Here is a 22,645-nt window from a genome sequence, read left to right on the forward strand (position 1 = left end):
CCTTAACCACGTTTCAGCAGTACTTGACCACCATGAGTGACCAATAGGGCTTTTTGAATTTCTTCTTCTGGATTAATTGAGAAATTCTTGTCGGCATCAAATAATGTCTCAACAAAGTTAAAAACATTACGTGCATAAAGTGCAGAAGCTTCCGTCGAAAGTGTCGATGGAATATTTGGAACACCCAAAATTTTCACACCATTTTCAGTAAATACCGTTTCACCGACTTTAGAACCTTCTACATTTCCGCCAGTTTCAACTGCCATATCTAAAATGACTGAACCTGGTTTCATTTTAGCCACTGTTTCAGCCTTGATGAGACGTGGTGCATCACGGCCTGGCAACAGTGCAGTCGTAATCACGATATCGGCATTTGATACCGCTTTATCGACAATGGCTGCCTGATCCTTGATGTACTGTTCACCCGGTGTCCAGCCGTAACCATTTTTGGCCGCTTCATCTGCACGGGCTTGTTCTTCTGGCGACATTGGCACGTCTAACCATTTACCACCCAAAGACTCTACTTGTTCTTTCGCTGTTGGACGCAAATCAGTCGCTTCAACCACAGCACCCAGACGTTTTGCAGTTGCAATCGCCTGAAGACCTGCCACACCAACTCCCATGATTACAACGCGTGCTGGCTTAACCGTTCCAGCAGCAGTCATGAGCATTGGGAACATACGTTGATATTCAGCCGCAGCAAGTAATACAGACTTATATCCCGCCAAGTTGGCTTGAGATGATAAAACATCCATATTTTGGGCACGAGATAACGTACGCGGTAATAGCTCTAACGCAAATGCAGACACGTTTTGACTCGCAAACTGATCTAAATCAGGATTACGATATGGGTCAAACATTGCCACCACAGTGGTATTGGCTGAAAGTTTTTGAGTTTCGTCGCTTTGTGGTGCGCGAACTTTCAAAATCAATTGGCTGCCCTGATAGGCATCATCCTTAATGGTCGCACCAACCTGTTCATAGGCACTGTCGATATAAGCAGCTTTTACCCCTGCTCCACGTTCAATGACTACGCTGTGGCCAGCGCCAATCAACTTCTTTACTGTCTCAGGTGTCACGGCGACACGATTTTCACCTGTGACCGTTTCAGTTGGGATTCCGATCTGCATGAGCGTTCCTCAAGCTAATTTCCTTAAGTGCAAACATCGTTATGAACGACGTTTCCCCCAGAGTGTGTTCTTGTTGAATTTTTGGATTTTAAGCAAACTTTTGGAAAATGCTACCCATTATTTATTTAATAAATACCCATATTTTGAACTAATGATTCACGTTTATTTTTTACCAATATACAATTCATCGGTTTTGCCTTAAGTTTGAGGCAAACGATGCCCTCCAACATGGCTTTTAAATGAAACGTTTTTTATCTGCAACACAGGTCGGCTCTTTATTTGCCCTGTGTGCTGCATTTCTGTTTAGTACCAAAGCAATCTTTATTAAACAAACCTATGCCATTTCACCATTGGTCGATGCAACTGTGCTGATGGCTTTACGTATGGGAAGCGCGTTACCGTTTTTCCTGATCATTTGCTGGTTGAATCGGCATCATAATCAGGGTCTCAACAAGAAAGATTGGCTGTTTTTAGTTTTAGCTGGGCTATTAGGCTACTACTTTGCCAGTTGGCTGGATTTTAAAGGGCTGATGTATATCAGCGCCTCTTTAGAGCGAATTATTTTATTTTTATATCCTACGCTCACTGTGCTCGCCTCAAGTCTGATCTATCGCCAAAAAATAAATGCAAAAAGTTGGTTTGCCATTTTTTTGAGTTATGGAGGGACGGTTCTGGTGATGCTGCAAGAGTACAATATTGCACCAATTCAGGGCGGTTTTTGGCTAGGTGTTAGTCTGGTTTTCGCCAGTGCTGTGGCTTTTGCGTCTTATTTACTTATGACACCTGCCTTAATTCAAAAATTTGGTTCGTGGAACTTTACCGGTCTCGCTTTGAGCGTCGCCTGTGCAGGAACACTACTGCATTTTTTTATAGAAACAGCTCAGCCGATCCAACTATTACAACAATTACCGCCAAGTGTGTGGTGGTACGGTCTGGGGCTTGGGTTCTTTGTCACGGTTTTACCCACTGTATTATTGATGCAAAGTATTCAACGTTTGGGCGCATCTCAATCTGCAATGATTGCATCCATTGGCCCTATTCTAACCATTCTATTAGCAGTTGCTTTTTTAGGTGAACATTTAAATACATGGCAATGGTTAGGATGTATTCTTAATATTATTGGGGTTCTGATGATTAGTTTAAGTAAGAATCGACTTAAACATTAAGTTTCTGTTTGATCCAGCCGATCCAACGCAAGCAATACCTGCTGAAAATGCGCGCCTGAAGATTCTTGAGCAAGATAATCATCTGGATTACGTAATGGACATTGATCCATCGACAAGCAACCACAACCGATACACCAATCTAGTTGTTGCCGTAATTGTAATAACGTCAAAATCTTGTTATCAAGTTGCTCTTTCCAAAGCTTGGACATGTTTTGCCAATCTTGTTTAGAGGCAATTTGCTCCTGAGGCAGCACCGAAAAAGCTTGTTTGACTTCGTCTAAACGAATCCCAACTACTTGTGCAATTTTAATAATTGCCACGCGCCTGAGCATCGCTCTAAGATAACGCCGCTGATTACCATTGGTACGCACACTCCAGATCAGTTGTTTTTCTTCATAAAAGCGCAGTGTTGCTACACTAACACCGCTACGTTTTGCTAACTCACCTATACTTATAAATTGCTTGAGATGATTATTTTGCATGATACGCTTGACCTCAAGTTAACTTGAGCTTTGATACTAGCATGGCATCGTGAATCTACTTGAGAAAATCATCAATGTTAATATCACCTCATCATCTTCGCATGATCAATCCAGATACATTGTATAATCCACAACCATTCGGATATAGCCATATTGTTGAAGTACGGCAGTTTCAACGTATCATACATATTGCGGGTCAAGGCGGTGAAAATCTAGGCGGAGAACTTACCGCAGATTTTGCCCAACAAGTTAAACAAGCTTTTCGTAATGTGCAAATCGCTTTAGACTGCGTGGGTGCAAAACTTCAAGACATTGCCATGTTACGCGTCTTGATCGTTGGTCATAATGAAATAAAGCATCATATTCTGATTGAAATTATGCAGCAATTTTGGTCTGAGCAGAAATTTCCAGCCTGTACCCTTATTCCAGTTTCACAACTTGCAAAATCTGAAATGCTTTTTGAAGTTGAAGCAACAGCCTACTTAGATTAAATAAGAGAGCAAAAATGCAACATACATCTGACATCAGCCAAAATAAAGCTCTACTCTGGTTGATGGCAATTGCCTGTGGTCTTTGTGCAGGGGCAAATTATTATTGTCAGCCCTTGATTCACTCGATACAGGCTGACTTTGCTGTACCAGAAGCTCAAGCTGCACTTACAGTAACCTTTGCTCAAGTCTCCTATGCACTTGGTCTGTTGTTTATTGTTCCTTTAGGCGATGTGGTCAATAAAACCAAATTTATTCCCTTACTGATGTTTCTTGCGGGCATCGGTTTATTGCTATGTGGCTTTGCAGTCAACTTGCCGATGTTATGGATCGGAACAGTTATGACAGGGCTTTTTTCGGTTGCTGCACAGGTACTTATCCCTTTAGCCACTATGGCAGTGAAACCAGAAAAAATAGGGGAAGTGGTCGGATTTTTAATGAGTGGCTTATTGGTCGGGATTTTGCTTTCCACAAGTTTGGCAGGATTATTATCCAATTTATTTCACTGGAAGGTGATTTATTTGCTCAGTGCAATGTTGATGTTTTTTATCGCCTATTTACTTAAAGGTCGATTGCCTTATGTCATGCGTTTTAAATTAAATTACGCTCAGATTTTCAATTCTATGCGCCATTTACTATTTGAAGAAAAGCGTTTGATCTTACGTGCATTGGTCGGTGCTTGCGCCTTTGCTTCAATGAGCACCTTATTTTCTACCATGGCACTTTTATTATCTTCACCACCATTTAACTTAAAAGATTTTATGATTGGTATTATCAGTCTAATTGGTGTTTTCGGTGCATTGTCTACCTCTTATGCAGGGAAACTGGCTGATCGTGGTTATACCTTTACACTCACTTGGGCAGGTTGTTTTTTACTACTTATTAGTTGGACATCTTTTTTCTTTGCTAAAGTTTCACTTATTTTTTATGTGATCGGTTTTGGTCTTATTAACTGGGGACTGGCATTGATTCACACCAGTAATCAAAACATTATTTTTAATCTACGCCCCGATGCTAAATCACGCTTAAATGCGATTTACATGACTTTGTATTTTGCTGGTGCAGCAAGTGGCTCTGCCATTGGAATCTTTGCATGGCGACATGGCGGATGGATCATGACCTGTAGTGCAGGACTTGGACTTATGATTTTTGCTGCCCTATTTGCGATGATCGATCGTATCTATTTCTGTCAAAAGAAACAGAATATTCAAACTTAGGAAAAATGAACAACAGGGAAAAACTGCGCATGTCCATCAAAGCTTTGCTCATGTTCAAGCATGATATACATAAAGATAGGCAATAATGTCGTTAAAATCTGGCAAGCGGAGTCAATCAATTGACGGAAAACCTGACTCCGATTGACCATGCCTCCTAAACTCATTTGTGTTTGTAACATCGCAATTCTTGCAAAAATAAAATTGAGAATTTCTGCATTACTTGAAGCTTGTATCGCATTTTTGAGTTGAGTTTTCTCTTGTAATCGATATCCTTGCCACTGAGCTTCATCAAGCTGCCGATGTTGAAACTGCCAAAAATGATACGATAAATAAGGGCTTTCTAAAAATGTTTGCATGCTCGAATCTAATTTCGAACTCAAGTTATGCATAATTTTACCTTCATGATCTAAATGAACTAATCGGGTTAAAAATAATGAAAGTCGCTGTAACTTTTGTGAATAGCTTAATTCAATCTCATCTAGATAAAGAGCATTAAACCCAATCCAGTGATAGAGTAGTTTTGCTTCAAGTTCACCATTAAGTTGGCCTGCTTGTTTCACCCAACTCAAGGCCCGTTGTAATCTCAAATCTACACCATTAGAAAGCGACGACCTTTTCTCTTTAAAAACTTCTTCAAATACAAACATCATTTTTCCTATTTATTATCATTCTGTTTTCACTCATTTCACCTTAGCTTGAAATTCCACCAAGTTTCAATGCTTTTGTCTTTACAGTCATTTTACGTTTTTAGGTTATAATGAGTATAGAACTTGCTTATTTTTTGCTAGGGTCATTTGGCAAAAAATCGTATACTGCTGCACTTTCGCTTTAGCATGCTTTGGGTTTGGACATGTCTTCACTTTTATCGTTAGTACCACGGATTTCAGTTGCACCCATGATGGATTGGACTGAAACTCAATATTAAAGAATACAATTCAATAACTTAAAAAACAATTATATAATTTGTTTGCATTTTAATTGCATTAATTAATAAGTTTAATTGACTGGATCACTTCATAGGACCGCTTTTAAAGAATTATTTTTTATAATTATCTAATAGAATTTAAGTTAAGATTATTCATACTTAACTCATGAAAATTTAGAAATGTCCAATAACCAAACTATGCACACTGAGTTGCTAAAACTAAATGTATCCTTAATTGAAAAAACTAATTTCATGCTCCTAACAGCATCAACTGCATCTATTGCTTTTGTTATAACACAATTGAAGGGTCTCAACTGGAATAACCTAATTTACCTACCAATGACCACCTTGATATTGTTAAGTCTTAGTTTCTTTTTTGGCTGTAAAGCTTTAGAAATAATGGCGAGAGCATTAAAGTCGAATAGCATATACTTGAAACTAGATGATTCTCATGACTTAAAAGCAGCTTTAAAATTCGTCGAAACTCTTATAAGTAAAGCTAATATTTACGATTCGTGTCAGAAATTCACTTTTTTTTCGGCTGCAATAATTTACGCCATATATGTCTTTCTAGTCATTTATTTAAATACTTATCCAAATGCAATTTCTTAATATTCAAGATGGAGGGAGTTGAACCCGATAGAACAATGCTCAATAAAGACATATCAGATTCACAGTGTTTTAAATCAATTACTTAGAGCTTTTAAGATTGATAGTATATCACTAGATTTCAAATATCTGTGGCAAAAAATGTGGCGAAGGATTAAATCATTTTATTTATATTTAAAAATAAAAAAACCACTATCAAAATAGTGGTTTTTTGAATTCGATAGGCAAAAAGTTACGCTACTTTATTTGCCTTTTGAGTTTTTGCTTGTTCAGCAGTATGTGCATTAGCAATAATTCGATCAACCAATAAATCTGCGCGATCTAACAATTTATTAGCTTTGTTGATTAAATGCTCACGACGGATTTGTTGAAAGTTCTTCATAGTTATTCCTCAATCAATATAGGTCTATAGTACAGGTACATTTACATGTTTTTCGAGCTTAGAATACAACTGCTCCATTTCGTCAGTTGACTCACCTGCCACTATTGCGTTAGCAATGCCGTTAATTACCCATATGCATTGCTTAACATTTAAAGAAATATCATCATCACACTCAAGATCTTCAAGAACTTTAGCGAGTTTTTCCATAATCTTAGCTACTTCTTCTGCACTAGGATCAATCTGACTCAGGTATTCAATGTTGAGTGAAACAATTTTACTTTCTTTTAAAAATTTATTAGCGATATGAAGTACACGCAAATAAATATCTTTTATAGCATCGTCCAAAGGAAACCTCATACTATGTATATAGCAATGATTTGTGAAAATTCAATGAATCTTTACAAAAAGTTATAATTTGGTCGGTGATTATACACGATGAAAAAAAAATTGGTTAAATTATTTTCAATATTCTTTAAAACATTTTGAGCCCATTCATTTACCTCCCCACTTGTATATTTATTGTTTGAACAGTTATAGCACAGTCATGATTCTTTATTAAAGATAAATTTTCCGATTATTGTTATATTTTTTTCAAATTAAAACCCTCACTAGAGGATTTTAATTTTTACATCATTCAAAGCACTACACTCATTGTATTTTGCAACAGTATCAATGATCCATAGCGCGATTTCTTTGCCCTGCCCTGATTCTAATTTAAGGAGTTTAGGGCAAGGTACAACCAAATTAGCTGGAATCGTTGGAGATAAGTGAGTTGATGTGCTGCAACCCAGTATCATCAATACAAACGTTGTTATAAACAGGACGCTCAATGATCTTTTGCACTTCACGTGTAACTGTTTCGACTTTGACACGTTGTTCTGATTTAAGTTGCTCATAATCTGCGCTCACTTTGTTTATATTGTTTTGTTTTTCGATCAATGCCTTTTGCTGATCATCTTTAAGTTTTTGAACCTTGGCTGAGCATTTCTGTTCAGCTTCTTGAAGTTTTCCACTTAGATGATTTGTATATGCAATTTGCGCCAGGTATAAAAAAATAAAGACCGCAATTGCGATCCATTTTTTAAACTTCCATAAGACTATGAATATTGGCATTACAATTCCTCAATTTCGGATAAATCAACTGTCTTGCCAGCAAGCTGATGAAAACAGTCTGATAAAAACTGGATCTGGCCATTTCTAATAAAAGAATGACACTGTGATGTGTGACCTGCATTTACCATCAAACTTGGACTAAATGTTGGCTTTTCTAAGTTTCCATCAAAATCCCAACAAATCTTATGCTGTTCGCCAACATGAATCGGATGAAGGTATTTGCAGCCTGGGCATTCAATAAAATAAGTGCCGTTTGACTCCAACATGACTTTTGAAACTTTCTTGAATTCACTCATGAGTTCACCGCCATACACTTATTATATCGATCAACTTGTCTGGTCCACACGCCATAGCAGCCATTACTACGAATCGAACAATCTCGCTTTGCAACGTATTTCCATTTCAGCAACGACTTACATGCAGCAACGTATTGACCCGCTTTTAAGTGTGAAAGCATTGAAGATGATTGCCAGTTGCTTCGCCCAAAGTTGTACATAAAATCTAAATATAGATCGTATTCAGTTTGAGATAACTTGACACCCTGCAATGTTTTACGAAACACTTGTTCATCTTTAGAGATATGTGCTTGTGCAATCTGTATTGCTCGTTTCTGATCAATTGGCTTATCTGTCATTTTGACTTTAGAGCCATTTTCATATTGAGTTGACCCAATGCCAATTGTTGCAACACCCCCTGTATCTTTATAAGGCTTTGACGAATATCCCTCATAGCCGATTAAAGACGTAAAAAAAACAGCCGAAGCTGCTAATGACGTGACAATCAGCTTAGTCTTGTTCGACATCGTTACACCCCTTTTTATTTCGCTTTTGCCGTGCCAAATAATCCAATTCATCACGACGATCTTTACGAATCGTTGCCCAAGCTTGAATAATCAAGCCCAGAACTGCACATAAACCACCGACAATGGCCATCCACTCAGTTGTAGTAAATCCCCCCAAAACTGCGACACCCCCACCCGCTAAATTTGTTGCAAGCCCAAATCCTGCCCCACTTGATGTTGTTGGTTCTGGCATAAAGCCCCCTAAAAAAATGGCAATAAAAAACCGCCTTTCGGCGGCTTCATAGGTTCAGCTTAAATTTCAATCAGTTCATGATTGAGAATTTTGTATTTCAATGCTGAAACTTGCTGATCAAGCTGCAACACTTCTTGATGTTCATCATGATGAATACTTTCTGCAAGAAATTCAGGAGATTCAATAATGTTTTGAATCTCACCCGATTCAGTTTCATAAACTGCAAAATAAGCCATAAATTCTCCTATTATTTACGCATTGTCATCGCATGAATATAACGTTGTGAGACATTCACATTACCACCAGAATCAGACCGCAATTGCAGTTCAAAAGTCCCAGAAATCAAAGTTGAGTCATGACGCGAAATGTTAAGCGTGCCTGCACTTCTAGCACTTCCCCGAATTTCGACACCATGACTATGAATACCATCTTGACCCATTGATGCTGAAGCAGACAAATTCAAGCTATGACTATGTGAACCTGCTGAACTCGTTGAACCACTATAGTTATGTGAGTGATTCGAGTTTGAAACGGATCCTGCCGATGAATTCGCTGTTGAACCGCTAAAGCTATGGTTATGAGATCCAGAATCACTTGCTGTACCGCTGACACTGACAGTCACTGCATGTTGATGCTGGCCACTGTTTTGAGTTGTTGCACCCACGGATGCATAATCAATAAAATGCACCTCCAAATCTTCAAACACGACATTGCCGTTTTTAAGCACTCGACACAACAGACGTTGCTGTGATGTGTATGACGCAAAGCTAAACACAGCACCAAACGTCAAAATCGTATGCCCCAAATCTGAAGGAACGGACAGCGTCTGCACTGTTGTATAACCGCCACCAACCGATGTGGATGCCTCTGCAAATGCCGAAACAGGCACAGTCACCGCATTGTCTTTGATCTTTAATGTATCAACCGCAAGATTGTCAATTTGCCCTGTACCTACAGCTAAATTATCGATTTTTCCTCGCTTTACAGCCAAGTCATCAATTTGTCCCGTACCTACGGCTAATTTCTGGATATTAGACCTTTTAACAGATTGATAATCCATCATTGAAGATGCGAAATATGCAGAAACTGGAAAGACCGTGCCTGTTTCAGGATCAGTAAAGGGTGTTGTGCGGAATATAAATGGATAATACCCCGCACTATTACCACTGCCTATTGCAAGCGAATCAACATTAAAGATAAAAATACCCTCAACACCATCATTCGCACCACCCCAACCGATCACCTTTCCATTCACATCAATTTTTGTGAATTTTTGGGCATATAATCCATCTACTGATTCTGTAACATCTTCAATTGAAGCAGTATTCTCACCAACACTTGTTTGAACCAAATCAACACGTTTAGCAATCGCATTGTCACCATCAATTTGCGCTGACTGGATATCCATCCAGTCATAAGCATCACTGCATTGCATGCAAAATCGAAATATTCAAAAAAAGAAAGGAAATAGCGGTATGAAAAAATTAAAAGAGTATAAGTTCAAGGCGAAAAATCCCAACGAATCAAAAGAAGCTTTCACTTTATTTTCAAAACTTGGATACAAACCTGATTTTGAATATAAATTTCCACTCGCACCCTACATTTATGCAAATGAGAATGGGCGTTTGGGATATGACTGGTTTGATGCAGAAGGCACAGATAAAAGTGATCCGCACAGTGCTGAAGGTTATTTCATTTCTAACTCAGCAACACTTGTCGACATTCAACAATTGAGATCTATAGCTGGAGCTGAAGCATGAAAAATAAATTAATGATTGATTGTGAAACCTTAGATGTTGGTGAACGCCCTGTTCTACTTAGCATTGGTGCTGTGGTTTTTAATGATCGTGGAATCTATGAATATTTTCATATTGGTATTGATATTGAGGATTCAAAACGATACGGATTTACAGTAAGCCAATCAACGCTCGATTGGTGGGATCAACAAGATCCAGCTGCACGTGCTGATGCATTTAGCGGAGGAGAAAAAATTAAAGCTGCATTACAAGCCTTAGTTTATTTTTTTGAAGAAAATAAATGCACTGAAATATGGTCTAAAGGTTCCCTGGCCGATATACGCTGGATTAACAACGCACTTGATCATTTCAATATTACCCATCCTTGGAAATATACCAAAGAATTTTGCTTCCGCACGTTGCTCAAATCTGTTCCTAAATTTGATCTGCCGTTTGTTGGTATGCCGCACAATGCACTTGATGATGCAATTCACCAGGCTAAACAGTTTATTGAAATTAAACGTATGCATGCTAATGAACATGAAAAAGCTAATTTGTTGCAAAAATTATCTATTCTTTTTAAAGAGTTAGAATCATCCAAAGTAGATAGTTATATTTATGCGTCTGGCCGTGTACGTGGTTTTTTAGATTCTATTTTTGAATTACCGTATTTTTCACAAGATGAAATGGATGCTTTTTTTGATCAGCTAGATCAACTTGATAGAAAGATCGAAAGTTGGTTTAAATCACTTCAATAAAAATAATAAAGGAATGATTAACATGATTAATAGCAGACCAGTAAATTATTTTATGGCAAAAAATGGCAAAGTCGCTGCTGTTTGTGAATGCTGTGGTAAAAAGTCAAAATATGTTTCACCTAGTTATGATGGACAACCTTGTATTTGGCTTTGCGCGGGTTGGTCACATGCTCCCTTTCCAAAAGATTTTATTCATAAGGATGGCTCAACTGGTTCAAGATATGATTGCCCATCTTGTGAAAAAAGATTAAGAGCTGGTGAGTCATTAAAACTTCGCTCTTATCTTCCCAACATAAAACGAGATGGAACTAAAAAATGACACACCTTGAAAAGCTCCAAGATCCAAACTATAAACGCGCCCTGGAAAACAAAATTGTCGCTCACATTAATACTGAATACATGAAAGCAGGAATGAGTCCACCACTACCTAAGTTTAGAAATGATATGGCCACTTACGATGAACCCACTGTGACGAAACTTGCTAATCGGGTTCGCACTGGTGCCGTACTGTTTGCCCAGTTGCTTGATGAAAAGGAACAAGCATTATGAATTGTGAAGTCTGCAACGTAAAACTGAACAATCCTGATTTTTCAAAAAACATGCTTATTTGTGATGATTGTCATGATTCATTTGAGTGTATGTCGGCCTCCGATAAAAGTTGGGGTGAGGCTTGGTCTGAATTTGAAAAAGCAAATCCTGACAAAATATGCACATCATGCATGGATTGCGGTGCATGGGTTGCACTTGAAAAAATCACCGAAGATGATTCTTGCCAACAATGCGGTGGTTATCTAAATAATGGAGAATAACTATCTTAAAGCCTCAAATAGAGGCTTTTTTTATGGCTTCAGCAACGCCCGTAGTTTTTGCAACTTCTATGGCTTGCTTAAATGTGAGCAAATTTTTTCGAATAATGTCTAAATTGACATACCGTTTCAGACTATTCCAGTCATCGTGCAATGTGTACTGCTGGATCTGGGGTACTGTTAAACCCTGCTCTGCTAGACGAGTAGCTGCTTCATGACGTAAATCATGAAAACGCAAATCATTAATTCCTGCAAGCTTCTTAATTTTCTGCCAATTTCGGTCGATTATATTATCGTGAACAGGAATCAAATATTGTTCATCACCGCCACGTGATAGCATTTTTTTACGGATTTCAGGCTTTAATAATTCTTCAATGATTTCCGCAGCCTCGACACTGACCACAAACCATTTGTCATTGCCTTTCGATCCATTGGGGTGCTTAACTCCTTCAATGAACCATTTACCATGATCACGATCATAATTTTTTACTTTTAGCCTTACAATTTCCCCCAACCGACGGCCAGTATAAATATCTAACCACATAATCAAATGAATTGGGGTAGTTGAATATTTTTTTAGATGAAAATCAATGTATGCATAAGTTGTTAGGTCTTGCAATTCTTTCGCTGTCGGCAATCGTGTACGTTCTTCAGATTCTGAAATGACACGAGATTTTCTTAGGCCTTTTACAGCCTTTTCATATTCATTGAAATCTATCTCTATGCCCCAGAGCAATTCAGCATGATCAAGAACTGATTTCATGCACTGAAATTCAAATAAAATGGTACTTGGCTCAACTGGATCTAATTCATAATTATCATTTTTGTAACCATCCCTGCGACGTAAAGCATGGTCCGCGTAATCTGTACGTTTCAATTCAGATAGAGATTTCTGTGAAATATCGTATTTTTTCAACATTTCCAATGTAAACGCTTTGGTCCTGCCATAGTCAGTAATTTCTTCTTTATACCTGGTAATTGCAGATGCCAGTGACATTGCACCAGAAGCAAGTTTATTATTAGTTGACAACAAGTGAGGATTCTTTTCTAATTTGTCTTCCTCTTTTTTCAACCATGCTTTTGCTAAAGCTTTGGTGCTAAATGTCTCAGTTGCAAAGTATTCAATGCCGTCACTTTTTTTTCTTATATTAATGACAGCTCTGTATCTCGTGCCTTTTGTTTTAGACTTTAGTTCTGTGATATAACCCATTTTTGCTACTATTTTAAATCATGCCGAAAGATAGTATCAAAAATAGTAGCAAGCATCACAAAAAGATAGCAAAAGATACGAAATAGTTGTAAATGTTACAAGTGTGCATAGGTAATTAAATGACTGATTTAAAACAAAACACAGGTATATCAAGGGTTCCAAGAATATCAGTAGCACCTATGATGGATTGGACAACTCGTGATTATCGATTTTTTGCGCGACTATTTAATCCTAATATTGTGCTATATACCGAAATGGTGACAACAGGCGCGATTATTCATGGCGATGCAAAAAGACATTTAGATTTTAATTCACAAGAGCATCCATTGGTCTTACAACTAGGTGGATCAAACCCTCAAGATTTAGCAACCTGCACAAAAATGGCTGAAGATTGGGGCTACAACGAAGTCAATCTAAATGTTGGCTGTCCGAGTGATCGTGTACAAAATAATAAAATTGGCGCTTGTTTAATGGCAGAACCCGATTTAGTCGCCGAATGTATTGACCAAATGCAAAAAGCTGTTTCTATTCCTGTGACGGTCAAACATCGGATTGGGATAGATGATATGCAGTCCTATGAAGAAATGCTGCATTTTGTAGATACCGTTGCTACAACTGGTTGTACTCATTTTGTGGTACATGCTCGCATTGCGATTTTGCAAGGTTTATCACCGAAGGAAAATCGTGCAGTTCCTCCATTACGCTATGAAGATGTCTATCGTTTAAAACGTGAACGTCCAAATTTGACCATTGAAATTAATGGTGGCATCAAGACCTTTGAGGAAACACAACAACATTTGCAATATGTAGATGGCGTCATGATTGGGCGTGAAGCTTATCACAATCCTTACTTACTTGCAGAACTGGGAAAGTTTTGGGATTTGGAAATGCCAGATCGATTTAACATCATGCAACAGATGATGCCTTATATCGAAAAACGTTTAGCTGAAGGTGCGCCCCTTTCAATTATTACTCGACATATTTTAGGTTTATTTCAAAATCTTCCAGGTGCACGCAAATGGCGACAAGCACTAAGTGGAGGAAATGCCAAGTCACTTACCGATATTGAACATGCTCTAATTAATATTCGAGAAGCTATTCAACGATCAGAAGAATCTCAGCAAGAACAGCATATTTAAAAGTATTTGACCTTTGTACAGTTATCAATTAATAAAAGGCTACAATTTTTTATATGATTATTCCATCATATTTTTTAACATTCAAAGTTATGATCATTGGCATTCAAAATAAAGCAAATACACTTTAAAAATCATTTAAAATCAATTTTTAAGGTGTATCACAATAAAGATATCAAAATCATGAGTAATTTTTTCTTCATTGTGGGATTAATATTTATTTTGTTTTTACCCATTTTTGCTCACATATATTGTATTCATAAAAACAGAAACACCAATGAGCAAAAAACAATCTACTATTTAAGTGTATTGCCCGGATTTGCAATTGTATTTTTGTCGATATGGCTACAGCCTTCTTCAGAGCTTATGACCAGTAAAGAATGTGGGATAGTTAAACAATATCGTTCCTACTCAACAAAACATAGCCAAAGCTTTGAGCGTATTGCCATTTTTATGGATCAGTCTGGTTATATTCGTCATTTTCTTTTTGATCAAAATTTACCAAGGCTCAGTACCAATCAACATATCTGTTTTGATTTTTATGATCGTTTTAAAAATAAAAATTTAGCTGAATCACGTATTATTCGATATTATCCTAATAAAATTTAACCAATAAATACTTTGATAATTAGATGATAAATCAATATATTTTTATAAATGTTTCAAAGTTGTGAAATATTATTACATTTCTTAAAACACTTTTTAAGGTTCAAGAGATAGCATCACTCAGCCAAGCAAATACATTGTTATTGATATGTGTGAATGATGTAAGAACGAGTTTAAACGATGATTTATGACGGACAATTAGCAGATAGTTATCAAACACAGAATGCACCACATGTGACTGTGAGTGAGAACAGGGAAAGATCAGCACCGTTTTCTTTTGGATCGGATGGCTCACGTAGCCAAATTGATATCCACAAATTTGTTGCTAAATTAAAAAGCATTAGTGGTAACTACAGCACGGCAAAATGTGCCAAAAGTGTTCGAATCGCTTTGCAATCTGCGGGTGCCAAGATCGTCAGTCACCCTATTGCCGCTTCTGACTGGGGCGACACTTTAACCAAAATTGGTTATCGACAAATTCAACCTGAGTTTGATCATCCACAAAAGGGTGATATTTATATTATTAAACGCACCCCAAATCATGTTTATGGACATATTGCGGGTTACAGCGGTAGCCAGTGGATCTCTGATTTTAAGCAGCAAAGCTACGATGTATATAAAGATAATAATGTCACATATACCTATTATCGCCCGCTGTAAGCTTAAAATACCATCTTGACAATGAACGAAGCTATTTCAGCTTCGTTTTTTTCATTTCTACTTTTTTCAAAACTTCAGCCGCCGCAATCATGCCAAAACTAGAAGTCACCACGACTGCAGAACCATAACCACCACAACGTAAACCTGAGCCAGGATTAAACAAAGCTGCGCTTTGCCCTGTCGCAAGATGATCGCTATGCTCGAGTGATACTGCACAAACTTCTGCACTGGAAAATGGATTATCGATAGAATAAACACAGGTAATGCCAAATTTTTCTTTTGGTTTTTTACAGATTCCTTTAGCACGTAATTGACTGCGTAATTTTGCCAACATCGGGTCTTGTTCAGTTTTAGACAAATCCGCTACACGAATTTTAAGCGGATCAATTTTTCCACCTGCCCCGCCTGAAACCACGAGCGCAATTTTATTAAAACGACAGTAAAGCATCAAAGCCAGTTTAGCTTTGACGTCATCAATACAATCTAAAACCACATCGGGTTTTGAGGAAAGTATTTCAGCAACATTGTCAGCTGACAGAAAATCATCAATCACATTGACCTTGATATGCGGATTAATCTGGCGACAACGTTCTGCCATGACTTCAGCTTTTTCCTGCCCCAATGTAGAAGACAAAGCGGGTAACTGACGATTGATATTTGAGGCAGCCAGCACATCCATATCTACAAGCGTTAGCTCTCCAATCCCAGTACGAGCTAATGCTTCAACCGCCCAACTTCCAACACCACCAATTCCAATCACCATGACATGACTTTTTTCATAATGAGTAAATGCATCATCACCATATATCTTGGCAACGCCTGCGAAACGGCGGTCATATTCATCGGCTTGAAGATCGGTCATCTTAAATCATAAACATAAAAACAAAGAACCTATTCTACCTTGTCTTCTTTAAAAATAAATCTCGAAGATTTCAATAAAAATAGATGATTTCCATTCATCTTTAATTATGTCTTTATGGCAAAAACAAAGTTGATTTCAACAGAAGCATTTTTGGGAAGCTGATACACACTGACTGATGAACGCGTGTGTTGTCCTGTTTCGCATCCTAAGATTTCGTATAGGATTTCAGAAGCCCCATCAGATACCTCACTTTGCTGTATAAATTCAGCAGTTGAATGAACAAATACATTCATTTGTAAAACTTTTTCAATCACATTCAATGTTACATAGTGCTGTTTTAAAATTGCCAACGCACGCATAGTGCTAATTCTTGCGGCAAATTGTGCTTGTGACACATCAACATCTAATCCAACTTTCCCACAAACGTGTACTATATCTCCTACTCTTGGAATTTGTCCGCTAATAAATACCAATCCATTGTGTTCAATCAAAGAGCTATATTTACCTCCAATTTTTATATCGCCAGAGAAATCGTAACCTAATTTTGTTTGAACTTGTAAAAACGCTAAGTCTTTATCCATGAAATCATTCTTTATAAAAATAATGAGATTTCACATTTAAAACATTCTGAAAATAAGCGCAATAAAAAAGCCTCAATACAATGAGACTTTTTCAAAAATATTATTGAATGAAAAGCCGCTAAGCAGCAATCAAATTACGCAACACATAATGCAAAATACCACCTGCCTTAAAGTATTCAACTTCATTTAAAGTATCGATACGGCATAACACTTTAAACTGATCGGTTGAGCCATCCTCACGTTTCACCGTGATATCCAGTGTTTGATGCGGTTGAATATCATCCGAAAGTCCAGAAATCGATAACTCTTCTTTACCTGTAAGATTCAATGCTTGTCGATTTTGTCCATCTACGAACTGAAGTGGCAGCACGCCCATACCCACCAGATTTGAACGGTGAATACGCTCAAAACTTTCCGCAATGACTGCTTTCACACCCAAAAGATTGGTGCCTTTTGCAGCCCAGTCACGTGATGAGCCTGTGCCGTACTCTTTACCTGCAACAATGACCAGTGGTGTTTGATCTTGTTTATATCGCATCGCTGCATCATAAATCGCCAATTTTTCACCTGTTGGAATATAAATGGTATTACCACCTTCTTCACCACCAAGCATTTCATTTTTAATACGGATATTGGCAAATGTACCCCGCATCATTACTTCATGATTACCACGACGCGAACCATAAGAGTTAAAGTCTTTAGGCTCAATTCCATGTTCCTGTAAGTAACGTCCCGCTGGGCTGTCTTTTTTGATATTTCCCGCAGGAGAAATATGATCAGTTGTGACTGAATCGCCCAATACGGCTAAAATCCGTGCTGAATCAATATTAGTGATTGATTCTGGTGGCTGATCAATACCCTCAAAAAACGGTGGATGACGGATATACGTCGAATCATCTTCCCACTCATAAGTTTTACTTTTCGGAATCTGAATGGATTTCCAACTCTCATCGCCCTCAAATACAGCTGCGTATTCCTTATGGAACATGTCTGTGTTCACTTTTTGCAAGACTTCTGCAATTTCTGCACTACTTGGCCAGATATCTTTTAAGTAAACATCTTCGCCATTTTTCCCCTGTCCAATGGGTTCAGAGGTCAAATCTTTACGAATTGTTCCAGCCAAACCATAAGCGACCACTAATGGTGGTGATGCCAACCAGTTGGTTTTGACCAAAGGGTGTACACGGCCTTCAAAGTTGCGGTTGCCAGACAAGACAGAGGCGACATTTAAATCATATTTCTGGATCGCGGCCTCAATCGGATCTGGTAATGGACCAGAGTTACCAATACAAGTAGTACAACCATAACCAACAAGGTTATAACCTAATTCATCCAGATATGGGGTCACACCCGCAGCAGCCAGATAATCCGTGACGACCTTAGAACCCGGAGCCAGAGAGCTTTTTACCCACGGTTTACGTTGTAGACCTTTTTCGATGGCTTTTTTAGCCAGTAATCCTGCTGCCAACATGACACTTGGGTTAGAAGTATTGGTACATGAAGTAATCGCTGAAATGACCACATCACCATGATCGAGTTCATAACGCTCACCATCAATCACACAATGTGCTGTTTCATGCTCAAAATTTGATTGCTGTGCATCAACAGCAGTACCGCCACCACCTTCATTTTCCAGACGTTCTTTTTCAGGTTTAGCTGCTTTTAAAGTCAAATCCATCACTGACTGGAAAGTTTCAGGTACTTTGGCCAATACCACGCGATCCTGTGGACGTTTTGGCCCTGCCAAACTGGCTTCGACCGTTGCCATATCCAACGTTAAAGTATCGGTAAAGACTGGCTCATCACCTGCATTACGCCATAAACCCTGTTCTTTGCTATAGGCTTCGACCAACGCAATACGATCAGCTTTACGTCCTGTTAAACGCATGTATTCAAGGGTAATATCATCAATCGGGAAAAAACCACATGTCGCACCATATTCAGGCGCCATGTTTGCAATCGTTGCCCGATCTGCCAAGGGTAAGTCCGCTAGACCATCACCATAAAATTCAACAAATTTACCCACGACGCCTTTTTGACGAAGCATTTGGGTAATTGTTAGCACTAAATCTGTTGCGGTAATCCCTTCTTTTAATTTTCCTGTCAGTTTAAATCCGATCACTTCTGGAATCAGCATTGAAATCGGCTGGCCTAACATTGCAGCTTCAGCCTCGATCCCACCGACACCCCAACCCAATACGCCCAAGCCATTGATCATGGTAGTGTGCGAATCTGTTCCAACCAAAGTATCGGGAAAAGCAAAGGTTTGGTCATGTTCTTCACCGGTCCAAACCGCCTGAGCCAGATACTCCAGATTGACCTGATGGCAAATCCCGGTTCCAGGCGGCACTACACTAAAGTTGTTAAATGCAGACTGTCCCCAACGTAAAAACTGATAACGCTCACCATTACGCTGCATTTCAATTTCGACATTTTCTTCAAAAGCATGATCATTGGCAAAATGATCGACCATTACAGAATGGTCAATGACCAGATCAACAGGAGAAAGTGGATTAATTTTCTCAGGATCTCCGCCTGCCCGAGCCATAGCTGCACGCATTGCTGCCAAATCGACTACGGCAGGCACACCTGTAAAATCCTGCATCAACACACGTGCAGGACGATATTGAATTTCCTGATCTGATGTTTTGGTTTTTTGCCATTCAACTAACGCATTGATATGTGTTGGACTGACTGTTTTATCATCTTCAAAACGCAAAAGATTTTCTAATAATACTTTTAGAGATTTAGGAAGCTTATGAATATCACCAAGCTTCGGGCTCGCTTGTTGCAAACTAAAAATCTGATATTGAGCTGAACCGACATTGAGTGTTTTTAAAGCATTAAAACTATTGATTTTGCTATAGCTGGCCATGCGGCTATCCTCCGGTTTGGCTATGTTCTTTTAAAGTTTCATTGGCTTCTTTTAATGTATGCCACTTTTAAAGTCGGAGTGTTTTCTTTTGGTTATACTTTTGAATGTAGCTGTTTTTTTATTGGGTGAGCTGAAGTGCTTTAAGTGAATTTTCCCATACTTTTTGGGCCACTGTTTCTTCATCTATGGTTAAACTTGCCGCTAAACCCTGCAATACATAAGGCAAATTGACAGGCGTGTTTCGTGTCCGATGTTCGCTCGATTGTTGACAACACAATGGCGTCATATCTGGACAATCCGTTTCCAGAACCAAATGTTCAATGCCAACCTCTGCAACGACGCGATGCAATTTTTTTGCATTTGGATTGGTAATCTGCCCCGTAATACCCAATTTGAATCCAAGTTGAATAAAAGCTTGGGCTTCTTCAACACCACCACTAAAAGCATGCGCGATACCGCCCAACTTAAAGTGTTGCTGTTTTAAAATGTGTAACACATCTGCATGTGCTTTTCGAATATGCAGCAAAACGGGCTTATCATATTGCCGTGCCAACTCAAGCTGGTGGGAAAAAAAGTCTTTTTGTTTCTGATAAATTTCGGGCTGTTTATGCTGTGATAAGAAAGTATCCAATCCTATTTCACCCACGGCGACACAGGATTCCTGTTTTAAAATCTGCTCTAATCGCTCAAGATGCTCTGACACATGCTGCTCAATATAAAAAGGATGCAGACCTGGAGCCAGATAACTGATAGGAGCATGCTGCAACTGATTTAATTCATGTTGAGTACGAATCAAATCTGAAAATCTGGACTCGGAAAATCCAATTAAAATGAGTCTCTCCACCCCGACTATTTTTGCCTGCTGTGCCAATTCAATTCGATCAGAATCAAAATCTGGCACATCAAAATGGGTATGAGTATCGAATAGTGGAAAGCGCATCACATCACTCTATGAATGAGAAACAGGTTCAGAAGCAGCCTGAACTTTAGGCAAATACTCAGGTTTTAAAATTCCGCCAAGTTGATCATATGGGATCACTAAACGTGGTAAACCTGTCGAATAAGGGCCAATTTCATATTCACCGTATTGTAGAATTAGACCTTGTTCACCCAACAAAAAGTTGTCTGAAAGTTTAAACTTCCACGCCTGTTCATAATCATTCACATTATCGGCAAGTTTAGAATCCATCACCCATGCCTTGAAAGCCTCATGTGCTTTAGCTTCAAGTGCCTTTCTCTGATTCGGCAATAACAAATCATTGAGCTGTACCTGTTTTTGCTGCTTCAGATCAAAATTATAATATTGCTGTGCCGAAGAACCATGCGCTCCCCCCAAATAACTACTGGTGTTTAAAACTACAGTCACTATTGGTTCCTGTGATTTTAAAATCGAAGGCTTAATCATAATATTAATCTGGTGATTGGCACTCAATGCTTTGAGTTCTTTATCCAGTTCGACAAAAGACTGCACGTAAGGTTCAACTTGATGCTGCATTTTTTGCTGCTCGGAGACAGGCTCTGAGCTTGCTGCTGTCGCATCTGATTTTGGTTGAGCAATTGCAGGGGCTGATGTTGCTTGCTCATTTTGATTAATTTTTGAAATTTCTAAAATTTGGTTTAAGTTTTTTAAAATTTCCTGATCAATTATTTGATCAATAAATGGGAAATTACTCTGTAACCGCTCTACCACAAACTCAGGGCAACTATTTCCAGAACAATCAGGTAAATTCACCTTTAAACGAACTGGTGCTCCATCAAGTACTAAAGCCTGCGGCTGTACCTCAGATACCGCGTTCTGTTTCTGGTCAGCGTCCTCAGGTTTAGACTTAGGCTGACAGGCAGTCAGCAGTAACGCACAGACCGCAACTGCCAAAGTAAGTTTTGCAGTAGATTGTTTTTTTTGTGGAGACGGAAACATAGCGAGTTTAGATTGCAACATCTTAATTGCCTGACAAAATAATTTTCAATTCATGCTAATGTAACTTGATCATGCTTGACCAGTCATATGTAAATTTCAATACACATTAAAACATTTTGTGATAAATCTCGGGTTGTAACAATGCTTTGGTTTGCGCGGTCGATAAATAAATATCGAATTGACCTGCTTGCTTGCTAATTTGATTGGCACGGTAATGCAGCCCAATACCTTCACTATCAAAAAACCAATCTGCCTGCCCCCAATAAAGTTTTGTTGGTGCTTCGGCTTGTACTTCAGCAGACTGCTGTTTTAACCATTTCTGATAATTATCCTGCACAATCTGATTCATATTACTTTGCTGATTTTTCTGCAAAATATCCAAAATATTAACGTCTTTTTGCAATTTTCGATTTGCCACAAAAAAATAATAACGATCTTTGACGGTAACTTCTTCTTGTTTTGAGTTTAGGCCAACTTGCAATAATACATATTCATTACGCTGCGATGCGACACGCGTCGTCATATGTAATGTATAGGCCTGATTACGCGAATATTGATCCTGCCACTCATCCGACTTGGCGATATAAGCATTTATGGCCTTTTGCAGATTTATCTTTTGATTTTGACCGATTTGTGCCTGCACGACATAAGCCAATTTTTGCTCAATCCAGCCATTGAGCCAAGTATCTTTGGTTTGAATACTTTGTATATCAATATCAATACAGTTTTTCTTTTCACAAAATGGCAAAGCATACTTTGCTTTACTTTCCCGAATATCGAGATAAGGTAAAACTTCTGCTTTTTGCTGTGAAATTGCAGTTTTTTCCTGCTCAGATGACGGATCATTTTTATTTTTTGTGCAAGCACCGAGCATGGACAATGTCCCGATTAAACCGAAAATCAAGAACTGCTTCGTCATCTGCATGATGCTTATCCCAAACCAATCAAAGC

28 protein-coding genes and 1 pseudogene are annotated in these 22,645 nt (G+C 38.4%); 11 read left to right on the forward strand and 18 right to left on the reverse strand.

Features of this window, described 5'->3' with window-relative positions:
- Positions 1-2 precede the first annotated feature (2 nt).
- Entirely contained in the window at positions 3-1,130 is a 1,128-nt protein-coding gene (locus tag A7A69_RS13090) for a Re/Si-specific NAD(P)(+) transhydrogenase subunit alpha (protein ID WP_152877966.1), read from the reverse strand.
- A gap of 239 nt (positions 1,131-1,369) precedes the next feature.
- On the opposite strand from A7A69_RS13090, the gene A7A69_RS13100 reads away from it, so the two are divergent.
- Positions 1,370-2,296 carry a DMT family transporter gene (locus tag A7A69_RS13100; protein ID WP_120368558.1) on the forward strand — a complete coding sequence of 309 codons (927 nt, stop codon included), beginning with the start codon at positions 1,370-1,372 and terminating at the stop codon, positions 2,294-2,296.
- Here A7A69_RS13100 and soxR read toward each other — a convergent pair.
- Positions 2,293-2,778 (reverse strand): redox-sensitive transcriptional activator SoxR, encoded by a 486-nt coding sequence (gene soxR / locus A7A69_RS13105; RefSeq protein WP_152877968.1) that lies wholly within the window; start codon positions 2,776-2,778, stop codon positions 2,293-2,295. The genes A7A69_RS13100 and soxR overlap by 4 nt on opposite strands.
- Positions 2,779-2,852: 74 nt before the next feature.
- Here soxR and A7A69_RS13110 point away from each other — a divergent pair, with 74 nt between their 5' ends.
- Positions 2,853-3,269, forward strand: coding sequence for a RidA family protein (locus tag A7A69_RS13110; RefSeq protein ID WP_152877970.1), 417 nt, complete (start codon positions 2,853-2,855; stop codon positions 3,267-3,269).
- Positions 3,270-3,283: 14 nt separating this feature from the next.
- On the forward strand, positions 3,284-4,483 hold the full coding sequence (locus tag A7A69_RS13115; protein WP_152877972.1) for an MFS transporter: 1,200 nt from the start codon (positions 3,284-3,286) through the stop codon (positions 4,481-4,483).
- Here A7A69_RS13115 and A7A69_RS13120 read toward each other — a convergent pair.
- The 9 genes and pseudogenes from A7A69_RS13120 to A7A69_RS13155 form a co-directional block, all read right to left on the reverse strand.
- The gene (locus A7A69_RS13120) at positions 4,480-5,130 is read right to left on the reverse strand and encodes a hypothetical protein (RefSeq protein WP_152877974.1); all 651 of its coding nucleotides are present in this window, start codon (positions 5,128-5,130) and stop codon (positions 4,480-4,482) included. The two genes, A7A69_RS13115 and A7A69_RS13120, sit on opposite strands and share 4 nt — an antisense overlap.
- A gap of 1,119 nt (positions 5,131-6,249) precedes the next feature.
- On the reverse strand, positions 6,250-6,399 hold the full coding sequence (locus A7A69_RS16640; RefSeq protein ID WP_171500818.1) for a hypothetical protein: 150 nt from the start codon (positions 6,397-6,399) through the stop codon (positions 6,250-6,252).
- Positions 6,400-6,423: 24 nt separating this feature from the next.
- The gene (locus A7A69_RS13125) at positions 6,424-6,744 is read right to left on the reverse strand and encodes a hypothetical protein (RefSeq protein ID WP_152877976.1); all 321 of its coding nucleotides are present in this window, start codon (positions 6,742-6,744) and stop codon (positions 6,424-6,426) included.
- A gap of 399 nt (positions 6,745-7,143) precedes the next feature.
- The gene (locus A7A69_RS13135) at positions 7,144-7,512 is read right to left on the reverse strand and encodes a hypothetical protein (protein ID WP_152877980.1); all 369 of its coding nucleotides are present in this window, start codon (positions 7,510-7,512) and stop codon (positions 7,144-7,146) included.
- Positions 7,512-7,808 carry a ubiquitination-like system serine protease family protein gene (locus A7A69_RS13140; RefSeq protein ID WP_152877981.1) on the reverse strand — a complete coding sequence of 99 codons (297 nt, stop codon included), beginning with the start codon at positions 7,806-7,808 and terminating at the stop codon, positions 7,512-7,514. Before A7A69_RS13140 ends, A7A69_RS13135 begins: the two co-directional genes overlap by 1 nt.
- Positions 7,805-8,314, reverse strand: coding sequence for a lysozyme (locus tag A7A69_RS13145; RefSeq protein ID WP_152877983.1), 510 nt, complete (start codon positions 8,312-8,314; stop codon positions 7,805-7,807). Before A7A69_RS13145 ends, A7A69_RS13140 begins: the two co-directional genes overlap by 4 nt.
- On the reverse strand, positions 8,298-8,546 hold the full coding sequence (locus A7A69_RS13150) for a holin (protein ID WP_152877985.1): 249 nt from the start codon (positions 8,544-8,546) through the stop codon (positions 8,298-8,300). Before A7A69_RS13150 ends, A7A69_RS13145 begins: the two co-directional genes overlap by 17 nt.
- A 59-nt stretch (positions 8,547-8,605) precedes the next feature.
- The gene (locus A7A69_RS16645; protein WP_171500819.1) at positions 8,606-8,782 is read right to left on the reverse strand and encodes a hypothetical protein; all 177 of its coding nucleotides are present in this window, start codon (positions 8,780-8,782) and stop codon (positions 8,606-8,608) included.
- A gap of 11 nt (positions 8,783-8,793) precedes the next feature.
- Positions 8,794-9,945 (reverse strand): annotated as a pseudogene (locus A7A69_RS13155) (TipJ family phage tail tip protein); the annotation flags it as partial.
- A 76-nt stretch (positions 9,946-10,021) separates the two neighbouring features.
- Between A7A69_RS13155 and A7A69_RS13160 the strand changes: the two are divergent.
- The 5 genes from A7A69_RS13160 (at position 10,022) to A7A69_RS16650 (ending at position 11,849) form a co-directional block, all read left to right on the forward strand.
- The gene (locus A7A69_RS13160; RefSeq protein ID WP_152877987.1) at positions 10,022-10,306 is read left to right on the forward strand and encodes a hypothetical protein; all 285 of its coding nucleotides are present in this window, start codon (positions 10,022-10,024) and stop codon (positions 10,304-10,306) included.
- The gene (locus A7A69_RS13165; protein WP_152877989.1) at positions 10,303-11,040 is read left to right on the forward strand and encodes a 3'-5' exonuclease; all 738 of its coding nucleotides are present in this window, start codon (positions 10,303-10,305) and stop codon (positions 11,038-11,040) included. The genes A7A69_RS13160 and A7A69_RS13165 overlap by 4 nt, the downstream gene beginning before the upstream one ends.
- Positions 11,041-11,062: 22 nt before the next feature.
- Entirely contained in the window at positions 11,063-11,359 is a 297-nt protein-coding gene (locus A7A69_RS13170; RefSeq protein ID WP_152877991.1) for a hypothetical protein, read from the forward strand.
- Positions 11,356-11,589, forward strand: a complete 234-nt coding sequence (locus tag A7A69_RS13175; protein WP_152877993.1) for a hypothetical protein — start codon at positions 11,356-11,358, stop codon at positions 11,587-11,589. Before A7A69_RS13170 ends, A7A69_RS13175 begins: the two co-directional genes overlap by 4 nt.
- Positions 11,590-11,678: 89 nt before the next feature.
- Positions 11,679-11,849 (forward strand): hypothetical protein, encoded by a 171-nt coding sequence (locus A7A69_RS16650; RefSeq protein WP_171500820.1) that lies wholly within the window; start codon positions 11,679-11,681, stop codon positions 11,847-11,849.
- A gap of 13 nt (positions 11,850-11,862) precedes the next feature.
- On the opposite strand, the gene A7A69_RS13180 is transcribed toward A7A69_RS16650, so the two are convergent.
- Positions 11,863-13,056 (reverse strand): tyrosine-type recombinase/integrase, encoded by a 1,194-nt coding sequence (locus A7A69_RS13180; RefSeq protein ID WP_152877995.1) that lies wholly within the window; start codon positions 13,054-13,056, stop codon positions 11,863-11,865.
- A gap of 119 nt (positions 13,057-13,175) precedes the next feature.
- On the opposite strand from A7A69_RS13180, the gene dusA reads away from it, so the two are divergent.
- The 3 genes from dusA to A7A69_RS13195 all read left to right on the forward strand — a co-directional run bounded on the left by dusA (position 13,176) and on the right by A7A69_RS13195 (position 15,458).
- Entirely contained in the window at positions 13,176-14,195 is a 1,020-nt protein-coding gene (dusA, locus tag A7A69_RS13185; RefSeq protein WP_152877997.1) for a tRNA dihydrouridine(20/20a) synthase DusA, read from the forward strand.
- Between the two features lie 180 nt (positions 14,196-14,375).
- Complete coding sequence (locus tag A7A69_RS13190) at positions 14,376-14,801, forward strand: hypothetical protein (protein ID WP_152877999.1); 426 nt, start codon at positions 14,376-14,378, stop codon at positions 14,799-14,801.
- A gap of 177 nt (positions 14,802-14,978) precedes the next feature.
- Positions 14,979-15,458 (forward strand): hypothetical protein, encoded by a 480-nt coding sequence (locus A7A69_RS13195; RefSeq protein ID WP_120368545.1) that lies wholly within the window; start codon positions 14,979-14,981, stop codon positions 15,456-15,458.
- A 31-nt stretch (positions 15,459-15,489) separates the two neighbouring features.
- Here A7A69_RS13195 and A7A69_RS13200 read toward each other — a convergent pair whose 3' ends face one another.
- The 6 genes from A7A69_RS13200 to A7A69_RS13225 all read right to left on the reverse strand — a co-directional run bounded on the left by A7A69_RS13200 (position 15,490) and on the right by A7A69_RS13225 (position 22,619).
- Positions 15,490-16,320 carry a tRNA threonylcarbamoyladenosine dehydratase gene (locus A7A69_RS13200; protein ID WP_152878001.1) on the reverse strand — a complete coding sequence of 277 codons (831 nt, stop codon included), beginning with the start codon at positions 16,318-16,320 and terminating at the stop codon, positions 15,490-15,492.
- 104 nt (positions 16,321-16,424) lie between these two features.
- Entirely contained in the window at positions 16,425-16,901 is a 477-nt protein-coding gene (locus A7A69_RS13205; protein ID WP_152878003.1) for a RidA family protein, read from the reverse strand.
- 118 nt (positions 16,902-17,019) lie between these two features.
- Positions 17,020-19,776, reverse strand: coding sequence for an aconitate hydratase AcnA (gene acnA / locus A7A69_RS13210; protein WP_152878005.1), 2,757 nt, complete (start codon positions 19,774-19,776; stop codon positions 17,020-17,022).
- Positions 19,777-19,894: 118 nt separating this feature from the next.
- On the reverse strand, positions 19,895-20,716 hold the full coding sequence (locus tag A7A69_RS13215; protein ID WP_152878007.1) for a TatD family hydrolase: 822 nt from the start codon (positions 20,714-20,716) through the stop codon (positions 19,895-19,897).
- Positions 20,717-20,725: 9 nt separating this feature from the next.
- The gene (locus A7A69_RS13220; protein ID WP_152878008.1) at positions 20,726-21,715 is read right to left on the reverse strand and encodes an RsiV family protein; all 990 of its coding nucleotides are present in this window, start codon (positions 21,713-21,715) and stop codon (positions 20,726-20,728) included.
- An 85-nt stretch (positions 21,716-21,800) separates the two neighbouring features.
- Positions 21,801-22,619, reverse strand: coding sequence for a hypothetical protein (locus A7A69_RS13225; protein WP_120368539.1), 819 nt, complete (start codon positions 22,617-22,619; stop codon positions 21,801-21,803).
- Between the last annotated feature and the right edge of the window lie 26 nt (positions 22,620-22,645).

It is taken from the genome of Acinetobacter guerrae (assembly GCF_009372255.1).
GTDB classification, from domain to species: Bacteria; Pseudomonadota; Gammaproteobacteria; order Pseudomonadales; family Moraxellaceae; genus Acinetobacter; species Acinetobacter guerrae.